Consider the following 19338-nt stretch of genomic DNA (forward strand, 5'->3'; position numbering starts at 1 on the left):
TCGTCACCGCAGAAAGTTCTCGACCGCGCCGAGCAGCGCCTGCGGCTGGTCTTCCTGCACCAGGTGGCCGGCGTTGGCAATCGCGGTGAAGCGCGAGCCGGGAATCGCTGCGTGCAGCCGCCGGCCGGTCTCGACGGGAATCCAGCGATCGGCCTCGCCCCAGGCGATCAGCACCGGGCGAGCGATGCGTGCATAGAGCGGCTCCAAATCATCGGTGTAACGCTGGTCAGCCTGCGCGATTTGACGATAGAACGCGTGTCGCCCACGCTCCCCCCGCCACGGCTTCAAGATGCCGGCGAGCGTGTCATCCGGCATCGCCGCATGCGTTGCGCCCTGAACGTAAGCACGGATGATCGCTTCATGGATGTAGTCGGGCACGCCCTGGAACGCGGCTTTGTGCTTTTGTACATGCGCGAAGAACGGTGAGCCCCAGGGCTTCAGCGCGACGGGATCGACCAGCACGATCTGCTTGAAATCGCAGCCGTGCAGCAGGTGCGCGCGCAGCGTGGCGGAGCCACCGAAATCGTGGGCGATGACTCGGGGTGCCTCGAGCTTCCAGTGTTTGAGCAAGGCGGCGAGCAGGCGGCCCTGTACCTCGAGCGATACATCCTGGTCTGCGCCTGCGCTTGCCATCTCTGACTGCCCATAACCGAGCAGGTCGTAGACGTGCACTGACCAATGCTGCGACAGTGCCGGGATCAGATGGCGCCAGTTGAACGAGGACCATGGTGTGCCGTGTACCAGGACGAGCGGCGGACCCTCGCCGAAAATCTCGTAGCGAACGTCTTGCCCTTCAAACGCGAAGCGGCGCGAAAGTATCCAGTCGGACATCGGGGTCAGGGCGGCCATTGCTTAAAAATCCTTGCACAGGCGCAGCGAGTCGTAGATCGCCGCGTGGATGTTGTGCATTGACACGCAATCGCCGACGCGGTAGAGCAGAAAATCCCCGTTGCCGGTGGCTTGGCTCAAACCGGGTTGCGGTAGTGCGTCATACAAGGCGTCGATATCGGTCTGGCCCTTGTTGAGCGACAGCGGCTTGAGCTGCCAGTACAGGCCGTCGTTCGGCAGGATACCGTTCTCCACCACCACCTGGTCCACGGCGCGCTCTTCCAGTGCCTCGGTGTATTCATTCTTCAACACGGCGATCAGCTTGTCGCCTTCATTGGTGTGTTCTCTGTAGACCTTTTCCAGCCAGAAGTTCGGCGTCTGGATCACGGCATTGGCGTAGAGCTGGCGGTAGAAGATCGGGAAGGTGGTGCCGCCTACGTCATCGGCTACCTTGACGTCAGGCGTCACGATCTCCACCAGCTTGCCGCGCGCGGCGATGAAGTCGGCCACGCCGGTGCCCGCATGGGTGCTGATGCTGTCATAGACCAGCACGTTTTCGCCCGGTGCGACGGCGCCCGACAGGATGTCCCAGCTGCTGACGCACAGGCCCTCGGCCGCGCCCCAGGCCGGCGTCTGGCCGGTGTGCGGCAGGCCACCGGTGGCCAGCACTACGATGTCGGGCTGCTCGGCCTGGATCATTTCCGGGGTGGCGGCCACGCCGAATCGGCGGTCCACGCCCAGGCGCACGGTTTCCATGTCGAACCAGCGGATGATGCCGGCCATCTGCTCGCGCTTGGGCGGCTTGGCGGCCAGATTCACCTGTCCACCGACGATCGTGTTCTTCTCGAACAGCACCACCTCGTGGCCGCGCTCGCGCGCCACGCGGGCGGCTTCCAGGCCCGCTGGCCCGGCGCCGACGACGACCACCTTGCGGCGCACGCCGGTGGTCTTCTCGATCACATGCGGCATGGTTTCTTCACGGCTGGTGGCAGCGTTCTGGATACAAAGGACATCCAGGCCGTTGTACTGGCGGTCGATGCAGTAGTTGGCACCGACGCATTGCTTGATCTGGTCTTCCTTGCCGTCGCGGATCTTGATGACCATGTGCGGGTCGGCGATCTGCGCGCGGGTCATGCCCACCATGTCCACCATGCCGGTGGCCAGAATGCGCTCGGCCTGCGATGCATCGCGGATGCTTTGCGCGTGCATGACCGGCACTTTGGAAACCGACTTGATGCCGGCGGCCAGGTGCACAAAGGGTTCAGGCGGCAGCGCCATCGGTGGCATGCAGTTCACCAGGGTGTTGTGGGTGTCGGCACCCGAGCCCACCACACTCAGGAAGTCGATCAGTCCGCTTTCAGACATGGCCTGGGCGATCTCTTTGGCCATCTCGTGGCTGATGCCGTCTTCATGGAATTCGTCGCCGCACATGCGCATGCCGACGCAGAAGTCCGCGCCGACCTGCTCGCGCACGGCTTGCAGCACTTCCATGCCGAAGCGCAGGCGGTTTTCCAGGCTGCCGCCGTATTCGTCGGTACGATGATTCACGCGCGGGCTCCAGAACTGGTCGACCAGCTGCTGGTGCGCGGCAGAGATTTCGATGCCATCCAGTCCGGCGTCTTTGACGCGCTTGGCGGCCCGGCCGTAGTCGGCCACGATGCGGCGAATTTCTTCGATCTCGATGGTTTTTGCGTTACCACGGTGCACCGGTTCGCGGATGCCGGAAGGGCTGACCAGGTGCGGCCAGTCAAAGCCGTGCCAGGCATTGCGCCGCCCCATGTGGGTGGCCTGGATCATCAGCTTGGCGCCATGTTTGTGCATGGTGTCGGCCAACCGGCTCAGCGGCTCGATCACGGAATTTTTGGCCAGGTTGATCGAGCTCCACCACGACCAGGGGCTGTCGCGCGACACCGGGCTGGAGCCGCCGCAAATCGCCAGGCCCACACCGCCTTTGGCCTTTTCTTCGTAGTACCGGATGTAGCGCTCGGTCGGGTTGCCGCCTTCGGCATACACCTCGGCATGCGCGGTGCTGACGATACGGTTGCGCAGCAGAACCTGGTTCAGGCGGATGGGCTCAAACAAATGCGGGTAGCGCATGGCAAAACTCTAGCGTGGGCTGACGGTGAAGACGCAGTGGGCGTGGCCTTCTGCCGCGCATTGGGTCTCGGTGCTGGTGGTGCGCACGGCGGAGCCGCTTGTCTCCAGCACCCAGTCCATTGCGCCTGAAAACCAGCCGGCGAACAGGTAGCAGACCTTGCTGTGGTCTACCGGCACTCCGGCAATGCCTTGCGCCAGTACGAAGACCGAGTTCTCCAGCTTGACTTGGGCGTGGCCGGTGCTGGCGTCCGCTTCGATGAACGAAAACAGACCCCAACCGCGTTGCGACAAGCGCTTGAGGTAGTGCTCGTACACCGCCATGCCGGAGAGGCCATGGGTCGCCGATTCTTGCTGGCACCAGAAGTAGGCCGAGCGGTGCCCGGCCTTGTACAGCGCCGGGGCATACACCTCCCGCCCCACCACGGCCTCGGTTTCGACATGGTTGTTGACGAAGAAGTGCCGGGGCACATAAATCATCGGTAAACCGTCGGTGGTCCAGACGCCTGTGTCGGCGTTCACTTCAATGGGGAGTTGGGGGTGCATCGTGCGCGTCCTCAGATGGTCGGGGGGCTTAAGAGAGCCAGCTAGCTACGCGTGCTGGGTTGTCGGCAATCCATTTTTCAGCTGCTGCATCGGGCTTGGCACCACCTTCGACGGCCAGCATCACTGCGCCGATTTCCTCGGGCTTCCACGACAGCTTTTTCAGGAAGGCCACGACTGCCGGGGCCTTGGTGTTCAGCGCAGGGTTGATGACGCTGTCCACATGCTCTTCGGCGCCGTAGATGTTTTTTGGATCGGCCAGGAAGCGCAGCTTGTACTTGGCGAACATCCAGTGCGGAATCCAGCCGGTCACGGCAATGGCCTTGTTGGCGCGGTAGGCGCGGTCCAGTTCTGCCGCCATGGCAGGGCCAGAGCTGGGCAGCAAACGCATTTCCAGGCCATAGGCCTTGATGGCTTCTTCGGTCTTGCGCATGACACCTGCGCCCGCGTCGATGCCGACGATACGGTTGTCGAAATCCGCGCGGTGGCTGTTCAGGTCAGCCAGGCTGGTGGCCTTCACATAGTCGGGCACGATCAGGCCGATCTTGGCGCCAGGGTAGTTGGCACCCAGGATTTGCACCTTGTCCTTGAAACTGGTCAGATAGGCTTCGTGCGTGACCGGCAGCCAGGCCGACAGCGTTGCATCCAGGTCGCCCCGCGCCACACCCTGCCACATGATGCCTGCGGCCAGTGGTACCAACTCCACCGGGGTGCCCAGCTTGCTGCGGATGATCGCAGCCGCCAGGTGGGTCGTGGCCACGCTGTCGGACCAGCCATCCACAAAGCCGATTTTGATCGTCGGTTTGGTCTGGGTGAAAGCGCTCGTGCCCGAGAGCGCCAGCGCGGACAGCCCCAGGGTTTTGGCCAGGAACTGGCGACGTTGGCGGGTTGAAAACGTGTGTGTGCGGGTCATGGTACGGGTACTCCTGGTTGATGAAAGAAAGGTGCAAGAAAATCAGTATCGGGTAGCGCATATCAGGCGCCCCAGACCTCACGGAAAACACTGAGCCAGTTCCGCCCCATCACCTTGTTGATGGGGCTATCGCAGGCTTACTGAATCTGGTCTGGTTTCACCACGATCCAGTTGCGGTCGGCCGTCACCGGCAGGCCTTGGGCCTTCTGGGCTTCGGCGTGTTTTTTCTGCATGGCCTGGATCTGCACCAGGTACTTGTCTTTGCGGTTTACCCACACGCGCAGACCACCACGCTCTACATCGGTGCCGCGAAACAGCATCGGGCCGTCACTGACGGGGGTGTCGCCCGCAACCAGAATGGGCTTTTTCCACTCGTCGATGTAGGTGTAAATGGCAGCCTGCTTGCCTTCAAACCAGGTCATCGGTGCCCATAGATAAGATGTCAGTTCATGGTCCAGCAAGGCGGCCTGGTTATATTTTTTCTCCAAAATGAGCTTGCGTGCGTTGGTAACTTCACCGGTCTTGCGGTCTTTGAGCAGCAAGCCGACACCGATGACGTTTTGCGGCTTGGCGTTGTAGCCATGCTTGGGGTCGGCCACGATCATGCGCACCAACTCCTCGCTGGCCGCACTCATCACGTACACCTCAATGCCGTTTTCCATCAACCGGTTGTAGAGCTCCTGCATGCCTGTGTAGAACTTCGGCGGCTTGACCGCAACGGTCTTGACCGTCGTGCCCTCGTAATACGTGGCCGGAATAGGTTTGCCTGCAGCCAGCATTTCATCGAGCCAGCCCTTGAGCTCACGCAGGGTGTAGCCCGAAAATACCTGGGCCACCCAGGGGTAACAGACCTGGTCGTCGATCTCGCAGAGGCGGTAGTAATAGCTGTTGAGGCTCTCCTTGTGGCCATCAATGTCCTTGAACGGAATCAGCTTCAGCGCGGGGTCGAGTTTGTCGCGGCTCAAAATGCCCTTCATTTCCAGAAAGGGCAGCAAGGATTCTTCAAGATCATTGTTGTAGCTGGTGTTGTCGGCGTCGAACACGGCAAATGCGCCTTTGTGGGCGTTTGCCTGGATCAAGGCATCCAGCTGCGCAGCCGCTTCGGGTGGCCAATGCTTCAATGCAGTCTCGGCCTGCGCTGAAACCAGCAGTGCCAGGCTCATCGCCCCGGCAGCCAACCATTTGGCCAGATTCGTCCTCTTCAACATTGCAATACTCCTTTTGGAATCAATGAAAAACAGCGCGGATCAGGCGCCCCAGACTTCACCAAACACACGCAACCAGTTCCGCCCCATCACCTTGGTGATGCGGCCAGTCGACCAGCCCGCCCGCTCCATCGCGGCGGTGAGGTTGGGCATTTCGCCGATGGTGCGGATGCCCAGCGGGTTTTGCACGGTGCCAAATTTTGTGAGGCGGCGGTTGGTGCCCTTGTCGTGTGTCAGCCACTCGAAGAACTCGTCGCCATAGCCTTGGGTGAAGTCGGTGCCCACGCCCACGCAGTCTTCGCCGACCAGGTTAATCACGTAGTCCAGCGCTTCCACGTAGTCGTCCACCGTGGCTTCAATGCCACGCTTGAGAAAAGGCGGGAACATGGTCACGCCGATGAAGCCGCCGTGGTCGGCAATGAACTTGAGTTGTTCGTCGTTCTTGTTGCGCGGGTGCTCTTTCAAGCCTGCAGGCAGGCAATGCGAATAGGTGACTGGTTTCCTGGACGCCAGTATGGCTTCTTCGGAGGTCTTGGCACCCACGTGCGACAAGTCGACCATGATGCCTACGCGGTTCATCTCGGCCACTACCTCGTGGCCGTAGCCCGACAGGCCGCCATCGCGCTCGTAGCAGCCGGTGCCGATCAGGTTTTGCGTGTTGTAGCAGAGCTGAACCACGCGCACGCCCATGTCGTGGAAGGCCTCGATGTAGCCCAACTGATCTTCGAACGCATGGGCGTTCTGGAAGCCCAGCACGATGCCGGTTTTGCCGTCCTTCTTGGCCTGCTCGATATCTGCGGTGGTGCGCGCCAGGGTCAGCAGGTCGCTGTTGTCGCGGATCAGCCGCTTCATCTGGGCTATGTTGGCCACCGTGCCCTTGAAGTCTTCCCACACCGAGACAGTGCAGTTGGCAGCGCTGATGCCGCCTTTTTTCATGTCTTCAAACACCGAGCGGTCCCACTTGGAAATAATGAGGCCGTCGATGATCAATGCGTCTTGGTGCAGGGTGCTCATGGTGGGTTCTTTCAAGCGTAGAGAGGGAAGCGGGCTGTCAGGGCTTTGACGCGGACGTAGACCGAGGCTTCTACTGTTGCGTCGCCGGCGGGGTTGGTTTTCAGACTGTTGAAGACTTCGAGCATGAGACGCCCGACCTCTTCAAACTCGGCCAAGCCAAAGCCGCGCGTGGTGCCTGCGGCCGTGCCGACGCGGATGCCGGAGGTGACGGTGGGCTTTTCATCGTCAAACGGGATGCCGTTCTTGTTGCAGGTAATGCCCGCACGTTCCAGCGCCACTTCAGTCTGGTTGCCCTTCAGACCCAGAGGCCGCAAATCGACCAGCAACAAATGGTTATCGGTGCCGCCCGTCACCAGGTCCAGGCCGCCGGCCTTGAGCACTGCGCCCAAGGCCTTTGCATTGGCAACCACCTGCTGGGTGTAGGCCTTGAAGCTGGGCTGCAGTGCCTCGCCAAACGCCACGGCCTTGGCGGCGATCACGTGCATCAACGGGCCGCCTTGCGAGCCGGGAAACACAGCGGAGTTGATCTTCTTGGCGATCTCTGCGTCATTGGTCAGCACCACGCCGCCACGCGGGCCGCGCAGGGTTTTGTGGGTGGTGGAAGTCGTCACATGAGCGTGCGGCACCGGGCTGGGGTAGACGCCGGTGGCCACCAGGCCGGCCACGTGGGCCATGTCTACCATCAGGAATGCGCCGACCTTGTCAGCAATCGCGCGGAAGCGCGCCCAGTCGATGGTGCGCGGGTAGGCGGAAAAGCCCGCAATGATGAGTTTGGGCTTGTGCTCGACGGCCAAGGCCTCGACTTCGTCATAGTCGATCAGCGAATCGGCGCGGCGCACGCCGTATTGCACCGCCTTGAACCATTTTCCGGACAGCGCCGGCTTGGCACCGTGCGTCAGATGGCCGCCAGCCGATAGCGACATGCCCAGCACCGTGTCGCCAGGCTGCACCAGCGCCAGCATCACCGCGGTGTTGGCCTGCGCACCGGAGTGGGGCTGCACATTGGCGAATTCGCAACCAAACAGCTTGCATAGGCGCTCGATGGCCAGGGCCTCGACCACGTCCACATGCTCGCAGCCGCCGTAGTAGCGCTTGCCCGGGTAGCCTTCGGCGTACTTGTTGGTCAGCACCGAGCCTTGGGCTTCGAGCACGGCCTGGGAGACGATGTTCTCCGAGGCGATGAGTTCGATCTGGTCGCGCTGGCGCTGCAGTTCGTGGCTCATGGCTGTGTTGACCGCTGCATCGGCCTGTGCCACGCCCACGGAGAAGAAGTTTTCAGTTGTCATGGGGGAGAGTCCTCAAACGATTTCGAACAAGGGGGTGAAAATCGGGTCGACGCATTGCACCGGGCTGGTGATGCACAGGTGGTAAGGCTTGGCGGTGCGTTCCAGCAAGCGCCAGGTGTAATCGGCGAAGCTGCGGCGGAACACGAGGACCACACCGGCGGTGTCGGTACGCACCACGGTGAAGCCGGTCTTGGAAGCCACGGTACTGGCGCAGCGGCCCACGGCCAGGCTCTCGTAGTCGTAAGGGCCGAGCTGGCGCAGCAGCAGCATGTGGTCGGGCCCGGTGATGCGCAGCGCCGTCAGGCCGCCGCTGTTGTCCACCACCTGGGCGAACACATCTTGGAGCGCGCTGGTCAGCGCGATCAGCAGCGCATTGCGGGTCGAACGCTTGCAGACCAGCAGCCATTCGTCGGGCGAGACCCACAGCACCGCACCGGCGCTGGTGGATAAAACCGTCATCGGCTGGGTCGGCAGGGCCTGGCCCAGTACACCGGCTACGCCTTGCATGAAAGCCGTGTCGTCGGCCTTGCCGCGCAGCACGATGTAGCCCATGTGGGGCAGCTCACTCATGATCACCCGGCTCTCTCTGGTGGGCGTTGCTACGCGGGTAGGCAGGTCAAAGGCGTGCAGAGCGGATTTCAGCATCACATTTGGCGGATTAAACATTTTGACGATCACCTTTCACATCCACGAATACGCTGCCGCCGACCTTGACGGGCGTGACCTTGCCGTGAGCGTGCACATACAGGGTTTGCTCTTTGCGCTGCAGACCACCGGCGACGACGGCCATGGCGATGGAGCGGCCCAGGAAGGCGCTGTGGTAGCTGGAAGTCACATGGCCCAGCATCTGGTTGGTCGCGCCTGTGGTGGCGCTCTCCATGATTTGCGCACCTTCGACCAGCACACTGGCCGGGTCTTCGGGCAACAGCCCTACCAGTTGCTTGCGGCCTTCGCGGGCCGTGTCGCTGCGCGCCAGCGAGCGCTTGCCCAGGAAGCTGAACGGCTTCTTCATGCCGACGGCCCAGGCCATGTCCAGATCCAGCGGGCTCATCGAGCCATCGGTGTCTTGGCCAACGATGATGAAGCCTTTTTCGGCGCGCAGCACGTGCATGGTTTCGGTGCCGTAAGGCGTGATGTCGAACCCGGCACCGGCGGCCATCACGGCCTCCCACAGCGCGTGACCGTAGCCGGATTCGACGTTCAACTCATACGACAACTCGCCCGAGAAGCTGATGCGGAACACGCGGACGGGCAGGCCACATACTGTGCCCGCACGCCAGTCCATAAACTTGAAGTTGTCGGGCGAGAGGTCAATGTCGGAGCACAGCTTGGCCAGCACCGCGCGGGACTTGGGTCCCACCAGGGCGATGGTGGACCAATGATCGGTCACCGAGGTCATCCATACCTTGAGTTCGGGCCATTCGGTCTGGTGCCAGCGCTCCAGCCAGTTCAGCACCCGGGCCGCGCCGCCGGTGGTGGTGGTCATGTAGAACTGGTTTTGCTGAATGCAGGCGGTCACGCCGTCGTCCATCACCATGCCGTTTTCGTCCAGCATCAGGCCGTAGCGGCATTTGCCGACGGCCAGCTGGGTCCAGGCGTTGGCGTAGATGCGGTTCAGGAATTCGCGCGCATCCGGGCCGTCGATCTGGATCTTGCCCAGGGTTGACGCGTCCATTACCGCCACGCCATTGCGGGCCGCCAGGCATTCGCGGGCGACTGCGGCGTGTAGGTCTTCACCGGGCTTCGCAAAGTACCAGGGGCGTTGCCACTGGCCGACTGGCTCCAGTGCCGCACCGCGTGCCACGTGGGAGGCGTGGATGGCGCTGTAGCGGTTCGGGTCAAACAGCTCTCCGGTCATGGTCCCGGCCAGCGCGCCCAGGCTCACCGGCGTGTAGGCCGGGCGGTAGGTGGTGGTGCCAACCTCGTTCACCGGGCGCTTCAGCGCGCGGGCGGTGATGACGAAGCCGTTGACGTTGGACAGCTTGCCCTGGTCGGTGCCGAAGCCCAGCGCGGTGTAGCGCTTGACGTGCTCGATCGAGTGGTAGTTCTCGCGCACCGCCAGTTCGATGTCGGCGGCGCTGACGTCGTTCTGGTAGTCGACAAAGGCCTTGGCGCCGACGCCTTCAGCCTTGCCGTCGGGCAAGCGGAACATCGGGCGGGCCGCCAGGCGCTTGGGCTGCACGCACAGCGGGGCTTGCAGCAGTTCGTCCTTGCCACAGGCTTTCAGCAGTTTCTCCATGACTTCGGTGGTTTGCGCCAGCGCATCCGCCAGCTCGAACGCACCGGTGACCGCGCCCACGCAGGCCACGCCTTTGCGGCCGGTGCGTGGCGCTACAAAGGCCGCTACCGATTCATCCCATTGCGGGCGGCTGCCATCGTGGCAGAACAGGTGCACCGTGGGTGACAGGCCGCCGGAGCTCAGCACCACATCGCAGGCGATGAAGGTTCCGGTGCCGGCCACTTCGTCGCGGGTGGCATGCAGGGGCACCAGTTTGACGCCCTTGACTTCGCTGCCGCCGGTGACTTCGGCAATGCCGTGGCCGGCCATCACCGTGTAGCTGCTGTTGCGCGCCACCGCGCCATGGCGCACATCGGCGACCGTGACGGTGGCGCCGGCCTTGGCCAGGCCTTCGGCGCAGTCGTGGACCAGGTCGCTGGTGCCGCAGATCACCACGCGCTGGCCGACGCGCACGCCGTAGCGGTGCAGAAAGGTCTGGCCCGCCGAGACGGTCATCACGCCGGGCAGGTCGTTGTTGCCAAACACCAGCGGGCGTTCGATGGCGCCGGTGGCCAGCACCACATGGTGGGCGCGGATCTTGTGCATGCGGTGGCGTGGCAGATGGGCCTGGCGCTGCTCTGGCGCGATATGGTCCTGCAGCAGTTCCACGGCCTGTACCAGGTTCTGCTCGTACATGCCGAAGGCGGTGGTGCGAGCCAGCACCGTCACATGCGGCATGCCGGCCAGGGCAGCTTGCACCGAGCGGATATAGGCATCGCTGTTGCGGCCATCGATTTGTGCATGCGGGTCGGACAGCAGCCAGCCGCCGAGTTCGTTTTGTTCGTCCAGCAACACGGTCTTGAGCCCGGCGCGACCGGCCTGCAGCGCGGCCAGCAGGCCGCAGGCGCCGCCGCCGACGACCAGCACGTCCACGTGGTGGTGCAGGTGGTCGTAGTTCTCGGGATCGGGTTCGGTCGGTGCGTCGCCGAAGCCGGCGAACTTGCGGATCACGGTTTCATACAGCGGCCAGAGCTTTTGCGGCCATTTGAAGGTCTTGCTGTAGAAGCCGGCCGGCATGAAGCGCGAGCCCTGGCCCAGCACCGACTTCAGATCGAAGTCCAGCGAGGGCCAGCCCGAGGTGGAGCGGGCGCTCAGGCCGTCATACAGCTCGGCCTGGGTGGCCTTGACGTTCGGCGTGGTCAGCGCGCCCACGCCCAGCTGCACCAGTGCATTCGGTTCTTCCGCACCGGCGCCGATGATGCCGCGCGGACGGCCGTACTTGAAGCTGCGCGCCATGCGGCGTACGCCGTGCGCCAGCAGGGCGGAGGCCAGCGTGTCGCCGGGGTGGCCGGTGTAGTCGCGGCCGTCGAAGGTGAACTTGACCGTGCGCGTGGCATCGATGCGCGTGCCGGTCTGGGGTACCCGTGTGCCGCTCATGCCGTTTGCTCCTTGGCCATGTCGGCCAGAAACAAGGCCTTGCCTTCGGCCAGGGTCCAGGTGCCGGCGATTTCGTAGGTGGCGGTGTTGCGCTTCACGGCAAACACCTTGCGGCAGGCCGCGGTGTGCTGCCATTGTTCCCAGAACCAGCCCTTGGTGTTCCTGCGCATGAAAACATAGTCGCCCCAGGTGGCGTCGTCTACGGCTTCGGGCTGGAGCGGGCGGGGGATATAGGCTTCACCGGCATTGTTGAACTCTTCTTCGTCCCGCGTTTCGCCGCAGTGGGGGCAGTGCAATAAAAACATATCAGTGGGCGACGCCTGCGGCGCCGTGTTCGTCGATGAGGTGACCGGTGTGGAAGCGGTCCACGGAGAAGGATTTGGCGAGGGCGTTGGGCTCACCTCTTGCCAGCATGTCGGCAAATACATGGCCCGAGCCCGGCGTGGCCTTGAAGCCGCCGGTGCCCCAGCCGCAGTTGAAGAACAGACCTTGCACCGAGGTCTTGGAGATGATCGGGCAGGCGTCCGGCGTCACGTCCACAATGCCGCCCCATTGGCGGTTCATGCGCACGCGGGAGAACTGGGGGAACAGTTCGATGATGGCGGCGGCCGTGTGTTCGATCACGTGCGGGCTGCCGCGCTGGCCGTAGCCCAGGTAGCTGTCGATGCCGGCGCCGATCACCAGTTCGCCCTTGTCGGACTGGCTGAGGTAGCCATGGACTGCGTTGGACATGATCACGGTGTCAATCACGCGCTGCATCGATTCGGACACAAAGGCCTGCAGCGGATGGCTTTCCAGCGGCATGCGCAGGCCAGCCATCTTGGCCAGCACCGACGAATGGCCGGCGGCCACGCAACCCACGCGGTCGGTCTTGATGGCGCCCAGGTTGGTTTGCAGGCCGCGGATCTTGCCGCCTGCTATGTCCATGCCGATGACTTCGCAGCCCTCGATCAGATCCACGCCCAGGCGGCTGGCGGCGCGGGCAAAGCCGCGCGCCACGGCGTCGTGGTGGGCGATGCCGGCGCGCGGCTGCCAGCTGGCACCTAGCACTGGGAAGCGGCGGCTGCGGCTGCAGTCAAGCTGGGGAATCTTTTCTTTCACTTCCTGCGCATTCAGCACATGGGCGTCAATGCCTTGCAGCGCGTTGGCGTTGACCCGGCGCTCGATGTCGCGCATGTCCTGCAGGGTATGGCCCAGGTTGAACACGCCGCGCTGGCTGAACATCACGTTGAAGTTCAGGTCCTCGGTCAGGCCTTCCCACAGCTTGAGCGAATGCTCATAGATGGCGGCCGATTCGTCCCACAGGTAGTTGGAGCGAACGATGGTGGTATTGCGCGCGGTGTTGCCGCCGCCCAGGTAGCCTTTTTCCAGCACTGCGATCTTGCCGACCTGCGGGTGGTTCTTGGCCAGGTAGTAGGCCGTGGCCAAGCCGTGCCCGCCGCCGCCGACGATCACCACGTCGTAGGATGCCTTTAACGCCACCCGCTCCCAGGCAGGTTCCCAGGTTTGGTGGTTTTTGAAGCCGTGCTTGAGCAGGCTCCAGAGAGAGTAGTTTTGGCCGCGCATAGTCGCTCGTGAGGGGGTCCAATGAATCTGCGTCCATTGTTGGATGTCCCTGGTACGCCAACTTGCGCCGGGCAGACGCGCACTTGCTCAAATTCGACATGATGTCGAGTTTGGTGATTTTTGAGATTTACCGGATGGCACTGACGGATTGTTGAAAATCGGCCTATGACTCCGTACACATCACTGGCCTTGTCGAGAGCCCTTGGACTGAACGTTGTGATAACGCTATTGGGCGGTAGCAGGCAGTTGGCCTAGATGATTTCCATCAATGAATGTGCCCTGCGATCCGTCAGTGAGGAACCCCAGTCAACCCTATCGATCAAGTTGCGTGGCGATCCCTTGTAGGTGCGTCACCACAAGCCGATCGCATCCGGAGAATCACTACCAACGCAAGGCCGGCGTTGTCACCGGAGCATCCCAAAGCGCCTTCAGCTCTTCGTTCAGTAGCGTTACGGTCAGGGAAGCGCCGGCCATTTCAAGCGAAGTGGTGTAGTTGCCGACCAGCGACCGCGCCGGAACTAGGCCGGCATGGCTTAGGCGCTCGCTGGCCAGCTGGTACAGCAGGTAAAGCTCCATCAACGGCGTTCCGCCGAGGCCGTTGACGAACAGCAGCACCTCCTGCCCCTGCTTCGGGTTCAAGTCTTTCAGGATCTCGTCCATCAGCTCGTCAACGATAGCGGTAGCGGATTGGAACGCCCCGCGCCGGCGCCCGGGTTCGCCATGAATGCCCACGCCGATCTCCATTTCGTCAGGGCCGATCTCAAAAGTCGGCACGCCCGCCTCCGGCACGGTGCAGCTGCTGAAAGCCACCCCCATGGAGGCAGTGCAGGCGTTCACGCGGTCACCCAGGTGCTTGCAGGCGGCCAGGTCGGCGCCGCGCTCCGCAGCCGCGCCGACCATCTTCTCGACCACCAGCGTTCCGGCAACGCCGCGGCGGCCCGTGGGATGCCCGGCCGAGTCGACCGATACGTCGTCGTTGACCAGGACCCAGGCGTATTCGCTGTCCATCATGTCCATGGCTATCTGGAAATTCATCAAGTCGCCGGCGTAGTTCTTGACAATGAAAAGTACACCCGCCTCGCCGCCGACGGCCTTGGCCGCAGCCAGCATCTGGTTGGGCGTCGGCGAGGTGAACACCTGCCCGGGACAGGCGGCGTCGAGCATCCCGGTGCCGACGAAGCCGGTGTGGAGCGGCTCGTGGCCCGATCCACCGCCGGAGATCAGCGCTACCTTGGACGGCGTGGGGTTCTTGCGCGTGACGAACAGCGGGTCCAGATGCACGGCCACCAGCTGGGCATGGGCGGCCCCGAACCCCAGCAGGCTTTCAAACACGAGGTCGCTCGGGAGGTTGGTGAATTTCTTCATCGCGGCTCGTAGTGGATAGTGGGCCGATTATGGTCACTGCGGGCGTGCCTTGTCACGCGAGGTTCTCCGCAGTGATGATTTCTATCCGGGGGTTGCTCACGGCCAGCGCGCCGCGCACGTCTTCGCAAAGCAGCCGCAATACCTTGGCGGCGGTCATGATTGCGTAGTACACGTCCTGCTGCAGCACATAAGAGACGACGTTGGCCACCAGCAGCGAGCGGTGCATCTCCAGCAGGTCGTGCACCACGAATCCCAGCGAGCTGTCGTAACCTAACTCCTGCAGGGCGCGGCTGACGCCATGCGAGCCCGGGCCCAAGTTGTACAGGGCGTGCAACTTCCCATCGGTCTGAGCCGGATCGAGGAATTGTCGCGCAAATGTGTAGGCCTGGTCTTCCGATTCTGGCATGTCGGACAGCTCGATCAGCCGGGCGTTGGGAAACCGCTCCTCCAGCACTTGAGCAAAGCCGATGCGCCGGTCGATCTCGGCGGCGAATCGTGTAGCCGGCGACAGCATGGCGCAGCGCCCGGGCTCGTCGCGCGGCAGGCAGCGGCCCAGCAAGATGCCCGCAGTCCGCCCGGCTGCGCGGTTGTCCGCGCCAACAAAGGTCTCGCGCAGCGAACCGGCGACGTCGGAAAACAGGGTGACCACATGCACGCCGCTTCGAGCCAGTTCATTGATGGCCAGCTTGACCTGCGGCACATCAGGCGCCAGCAGGGCGATGCCGTCCAGATCGGTCATCTTGGCCAGTTCCTGAGCGAAGTCCGCGCCGTCCTGGTTCGGCAGGCGATGGGTGATTTCAGTGATGTGCTGGTGCCTGAAATCACCGGCGGCCTGGGCGACGACGCGGTCGATGATGTCGAAAAAACCGCGCCGCGAAGCGGGCAACACAAACCCGAAGCGGTAGTTGGGCGTGGACCGTGGGCGGCCGCGGGCTGGAGTGGCGGCACCGAGCGCCTGCATCACTGTGCGGACCCGATCCACCGTTGCCGGGTTGACGCCCGGTCGATTGTTCAGAACGCGATCAACCGTGGCGGTACTTACGCCCGCAGCTTCTGCTATCTGGTTGATGGTGGCTGCCATTGAATCGATGGGTTTGCGGCCAAGGTGATTTTAAATAAATCAATCTTTCGGCCGCCCTTCCTGCCAAGAATGTACCTCAATTTCGATCAGCAGAGGCAGAGCAGCCTCGTAAATGTCTGGAATATTCATCTATTAGGGTTTCTATTGATTGATGCATTAAATGATGTGATTACCATCAATCACATCAGACCGGTCAATGACCTGGGCTGATCGGCGGATGAGGCCGAAAAAACAAGCGGGCAGATGCACCCGAATCGCCGCTTCCATTTGCAACCCAAGCGTGGCCCGCCACGCACCGTAAGGAGACGAACACATGAGCAAAGCCAAATCAACCCTCTGGCGCCTGCTGGCCGGGGCTGCACTGGGATTGACAGCGCTGGGTGCAAGCGCGCAGGACAAGCAGCTGACCCTGTGCTGGGCCGCCTGGGACCCGGCCAACGCGCTGGTGGAACTGTCGAAAGACTTCACCGCCAAGACCGGTATCCAGATGAAATACGAGTTCGTGCCCTGGCCGAATTTCGCCCAGCGCATGCTCAACGAGCTCAACTCCAAGGGCAAACTGTGCGACCTGCTGATCGGCGACAGCCAGTGGATCGGTTCGGCCGCCACCGAAGGCCACTACGTCAAGCTCAACGACTTTTTCGACAAGAACGCCATCAAGATGAGCGACTTCATGCCGGCGACGGTTGAGGGCTATTCGACCTGGCCCAAGGGCACGAAGAACTATTGGGCGCTGCCGGCCATGGGCGATGCCGTGGCCTTCACCTACCGCAAGGACTGGTTCGCCCGCCCCGAGTTGCAGGCCGAGTTCAAGAGCAAGCATGGCCGCGAGCTGGCCCCGCCCAAGACCTGGGACGAGTTCAAGCAGATCGGCCAGTTCTTCCAGAATCGTGTCATTGATGGCAAGAAGGTTTACGGCGCCGCGCTGTACACCGAGCGCGGCTCAGAAGGCATCACGATGGGCGTCACCAACACCATGTACGCCTACGGGATGGAGTACGACAACCCGAAGAAGCCATACGACATGAACGGCTACATCAACGGCCCCGGCGCCGTGAAGGGCCTGAAGTTCTACAAGGACATGTATGACTGTTGCGTGCCGCCCGGTCACGGCAACGCCTACATGACCGAGGACCTGGACGCCTACAAGTCGGGCCAGGTAGCGATGCAGATGAACTTCATCGCCTTCTTCCCTGGTATCTCCAAGGACCCGCAGGTCGGTGGCGAGAAGACCGGCTTCTTCCCCATCCCCAAGGGCGACAAGCAGTTCGCGCAGCTCGGCGGTCAGGGTATCTCGGTGGTGAAGTACTCCGACAAGAAGGACATGGCGCTGCAGTACATGAAGTGGTTCGCGCAGCCTGCCATTCAGAAAAAGTGGTGGGACGGCGGCGGCTTCACCTGCATGAAGTCCATTCTGGAAGCCCCGGGTTTCGAGACCAGCACGCCATACGCCAAGGTGTTCCTGGACTCCATGAAGATCGTCAAGGACTTCTGGGCCGAGCCCACCTATGCGCAGCTTTTGCTGGCCATGCAGAACCGTGTACATGAGTACGTGGTCGCCGGCAAAGGCACGCCCAACACCGCTCTGGACGCGCTTCTGAAGGACTGGATCCAGGTGTTCAAGGAAGACGGGAAAATCAAGTGAAATCCACGGAATTCACGCAATGGGTACCGCCGCCTGCAGCGGTACCCAGCGCTAATCTCCCGGAACCGGTAGGCCCCGCCCATCGGGCCGCCTCCGCCGCGTCAGTGCAGCGTCCGCTCCTGGCCTTGCGGGGGCTGTCAGACCGGGCGCTAGCCTGGCTCTTCGTGGGCCCCACTATCCTGCTGCTGCTGGCCTTCAACATCTTCCCGTTGCTGTGGACGATCTATCTCTCATTCACCAACTTCCGTGCCAACCGGCCCAATGCAGAAGTGGTGTGGCTGGGCTTGTCCAACTACCAGCGCGTACTTGGCGATGAGGCAATCTGGGAGAACATGCGCACCACGGCGCACTTCCTGTGTTGGTCGATTGCCCTGCAACTACTGCTGGGCTTCGCATTGGCCCTGCTGCTGAACCGCAAGTTCAGGTCGCACAGCTTCTGGAGCACCGCGATCCTGCTGCCCATGATGCTGGCGCCGGCAGTGGTCGGCACCTTCTGGAAGTATTTTTTCGAGCCGCAGTACGGCATCTTCAACGCCATCGCGCGCCTCTTCGGCGGCGCCGGCAACTTCACCATGCTGGGCGACACGCAGCTTTCGCCCTGGGCCATCGTGCTGGTGGACACCTGGATGTGGACGCCTTACGTGATGCTGTTGCTGCTGGCCGGGCTGCGCTCCATCCCGCCCTATCTGTACGAGGCGGCCGAGATCGACCGTGCCTCGGAGTGGACCAAATTCTGGCGCATCACGCTGCCGATGGTCATGCCCTTCATCATCCTGGCACTGCTGTTCCGCTCGATCGAGAACTTCAAGATGTTCGACCTGGTGGACAACCTCACCAATGGCGGCCCCGGCTCGGTGACCGAGCTGGCATCGATCCACCTCAAGCGCGAGGCTTTCGAGAAATGGCGCACCGGCTACAGCTCGGCCTTCGCCATCATCCTTTTCGTCGCGATCTACGGCATGTCGCTCGTGACGGTGCGTTTCCTGGACAAGGTGAAACAGAGATGAAAACCATCCCCCACAGCCCGCTGGAGCCGACGTCACTCGCCAAATGGTTCGCCGGCGTCCTGGTCATCACCTACACCATCATCTCGCTGGTCCCGTTGGCGTGGATTTTCATGACGAGCCTGCGCACCCCGCAGGATGCCATTGCCTATCCGCCCAAGGTGGTGGCCGAGGCATCCCTGATTGGCTACGTCAACCTGTTCACCACACGCTCACGCGTGTCCGCAGAAGAACTGGCGGCGCAACCACCGGCTACGAGCTGGTACGAAGGCCTGGTCCGTGAACAGCAGATGATCCTGGCCGGCCCCTCGCGCTTTTCAGACCGTTACCTCAATTCGCTGCTGATCGGCTTTGGTTCGACCCTGCTGTCGGTGGTACTGGGCACACTGGCGGCCTATGCGTTCTCGCGCTTTCGGGTGCCGGGCAAGGACGACTGGCTGTTCTTCATCTTGTCCACCCGGATGATGCCGCCGATCGCGGTGGCCATCCCGATCTACCTGATGTTTCGCCACCTGGGGCTCAACGACACCCACCTGGGCCTGATCCTGCTGTACACCGTCGTGAACCTGTCGCTTGCAGTGTGGCTGCTCAAGGGCTTCATGGACGAAATCCCGCGCGAGTACGAGGAGGCGGCCATGGTGGACGGCTACACGCGTTGGCAGGCCTTCCTGAAGGTGGTGCTGCCGCAGGCGGCCACCGGCATCGCCACCACCTCGATCTTCTGCCTGATCTTCGCCTGGAACGAGTACGCGTTCGCGCTGCTGCTCACCAGCGGCACGGCGCAGACCTCGCCACCTTTCATCCCCACCATCATCGGCGAAGGCGGTCTCGACTGGCCCGCCATGGCAGCCGGCACGACGCTGTTCCTGCTGCCGGTGCTGGTGTTCACCGTGTTGCTGCGCAAGCACCTGCTGCGCGGCGTGACCTTCGGAGCCATTCGAAAATGAAGTCCCGCAAATCCCCCCGCTGGCTGCGCCGCGCGCCCTGGGAACGTGGCACAGCCACCCTGATCGGCCTGGGCCTGGTGATGTTGATGCAACCCTGGTCCATCGAGGTCTACAGCTATGCCTTCACAGTGCTGCTGGCCGGCGTGATCGGCTATTCCATCGCCGGCAAACTGCCGCAAAACTGAGGCGATC

17 protein-coding genes are annotated in these 19338 nt (G+C 62.6%); 4 read left to right on the plus strand and 13 right to left on the minus strand.

Going from position 1 to position 19338, the window contains the following annotated elements:
• Positions 1 to 3: 3 nt before the first annotated feature.
• The 13 genes from AC1DUR_RS16240 to AC1DUR_RS16300 all read right to left on the minus strand — a co-directional run bounded on the left by AC1DUR_RS16240 (position 4) and on the right by AC1DUR_RS16300 (position 15550).
• Complete coding sequence (locus AC1DUR_RS16240) at positions 4 to 831, minus strand: alpha/beta fold hydrolase (RefSeq protein ID WP_477719811.1); 828 nt, start codon at positions 829 to 831, stop codon at positions 4 to 6.
• A 21-nt stretch (positions 832 to 852) separates the two neighbouring features.
• Positions 853 to 2925 (minus strand): oxidoreductase, encoded by a 2073-nt coding sequence (locus tag AC1DUR_RS16245; protein ID WP_477719750.1) that lies wholly within the window; start codon positions 2923 to 2925, stop codon positions 853 to 855.
• Positions 2926 to 2934: 9 nt separating this feature from the next.
• On the minus strand, positions 2935 to 3468 hold the full coding sequence (locus AC1DUR_RS16250; protein ID WP_477719751.1) for a DUF5943 domain-containing protein: 534 nt from the start codon (positions 3466 to 3468) through the stop codon (positions 2935 to 2937).
• A 28-nt stretch (positions 3469 to 3496) separates the two neighbouring features.
• Positions 3497 to 4378: a glycine betaine ABC transporter substrate-binding protein gene (locus AC1DUR_RS16255; protein ID WP_477719752.1), complete on the minus strand. Its 882-nt coding sequence runs from the start codon at positions 4376 to 4378 to the stop codon at positions 3497 to 3499.
• A gap of 137 nt (positions 4379 to 4515) precedes the next feature.
• The gene (locus tag AC1DUR_RS16260; RefSeq protein WP_477719753.1) at positions 4516 to 5586 is read right to left on the minus strand and encodes an HAD family hydrolase; all 1071 of its coding nucleotides are present in this window, start codon (positions 5584 to 5586) and stop codon (positions 4516 to 4518) included.
• Between the two features lie 39 nt (positions 5587 to 5625).
• Positions 5626 to 6597, minus strand: a complete 972-nt coding sequence (locus AC1DUR_RS16265; RefSeq protein ID WP_477721753.1) for a dipeptidase — start codon at positions 6595 to 6597, stop codon at positions 5626 to 5628.
• 11 nt (positions 6598 to 6608) lie between these two features.
• Positions 6609 to 7883: a serine hydroxymethyltransferase gene (locus AC1DUR_RS16270; protein WP_477721754.1), complete on the minus strand. Its 1275-nt coding sequence runs from the start codon at positions 7881 to 7883 to the stop codon at positions 6609 to 6611.
• 12 nt (positions 7884 to 7895) lie between these two features.
• A complete protein-coding gene (locus AC1DUR_RS16275) occupies positions 7896 to 8528 on the minus strand; it encodes a sarcosine oxidase subunit gamma (RefSeq protein ID WP_477721755.1) in 633 nt (210 codons plus the stop codon).
• A 13-nt stretch (positions 8529 to 8541) separates the two neighbouring features.
• Positions 8542 to 11538: a sarcosine oxidase subunit alpha family protein gene (locus AC1DUR_RS16280; protein ID WP_477721756.1), complete on the minus strand. Its 2997-nt coding sequence runs from the start codon at positions 11536 to 11538 to the stop codon at positions 8542 to 8544.
• A complete protein-coding gene (locus AC1DUR_RS16285; protein ID WP_477721757.1) occupies positions 11535 to 11843 on the minus strand; it encodes a sarcosine oxidase subunit delta in 309 nt (102 codons plus the stop codon). The genes AC1DUR_RS16280 and AC1DUR_RS16285 overlap by 4 nt, the downstream gene beginning before the upstream one ends.
• Position 11844: 1 nt before the next feature.
• The gene (locus AC1DUR_RS16290; protein ID WP_477721758.1) at positions 11845 to 13104 is read right to left on the minus strand and encodes a sarcosine oxidase subunit beta family protein; all 1260 of its coding nucleotides are present in this window, start codon (positions 13102 to 13104) and stop codon (positions 11845 to 11847) included.
• Between the two features lie 381 nt (positions 13105 to 13485).
• A complete protein-coding gene (gene dhaK / locus AC1DUR_RS16295) occupies positions 13486 to 14469 on the minus strand; it encodes a dihydroxyacetone kinase subunit DhaK (RefSeq protein WP_477719760.1) in 984 nt (327 codons plus the stop codon).
• 52 nt (positions 14470 to 14521) lie between these two features.
• Positions 14522 to 15550 carry a LacI family DNA-binding transcriptional regulator gene (locus tag AC1DUR_RS16300; protein WP_477719761.1) on the minus strand — a complete coding sequence of 343 codons (1029 nt, stop codon included), beginning with the start codon at positions 15548 to 15550 and terminating at the stop codon, positions 14522 to 14524.
• Positions 15551 to 15863: 313 nt separating this feature from the next.
• Between AC1DUR_RS16300 and AC1DUR_RS16305 the strand changes: the two genes are divergently transcribed.
• From AC1DUR_RS16305 to AC1DUR_RS16320, 4 genes are read left to right on the plus strand one after another with little or no spacing between them, the layout of a single operon-like run.
• Positions 15864 to 17195, plus strand: a complete 1332-nt coding sequence (locus AC1DUR_RS16305; protein ID WP_477719762.1) for an ABC transporter substrate-binding protein — start codon at positions 15864 to 15866, stop codon at positions 17193 to 17195.
• Positions 17192 to 18202, plus strand: a complete 1011-nt coding sequence (locus tag AC1DUR_RS16310) for a carbohydrate ABC transporter permease (protein ID WP_477719763.1) — start codon at positions 17192 to 17194, stop codon at positions 18200 to 18202. The genes AC1DUR_RS16305 and AC1DUR_RS16310 overlap by 4 nt, the downstream gene beginning before the upstream one ends.
• The gene (locus AC1DUR_RS16315; protein WP_305635827.1) at positions 18199 to 19146 is read left to right on the plus strand and encodes a carbohydrate ABC transporter permease; all 948 of its coding nucleotides are present in this window, start codon (positions 18199 to 18201) and stop codon (positions 19144 to 19146) included. The genes AC1DUR_RS16310 and AC1DUR_RS16315 overlap by 4 nt, the downstream gene beginning before the upstream one ends.
• Positions 19143 to 19331: a hypothetical protein gene (locus tag AC1DUR_RS16320; protein WP_477719764.1), complete on the plus strand. Its 189-nt coding sequence runs from the start codon at positions 19143 to 19145 to the stop codon at positions 19329 to 19331. The genes AC1DUR_RS16315 and AC1DUR_RS16320 overlap by 4 nt, the downstream gene beginning before the upstream one ends.
• The last annotated feature ends 7 nt before the right edge of the window (positions 19332 to 19338 follow it).

It is taken from the genome of Polaromonas sp. P4_F4 (assembly GCF_056401355.1).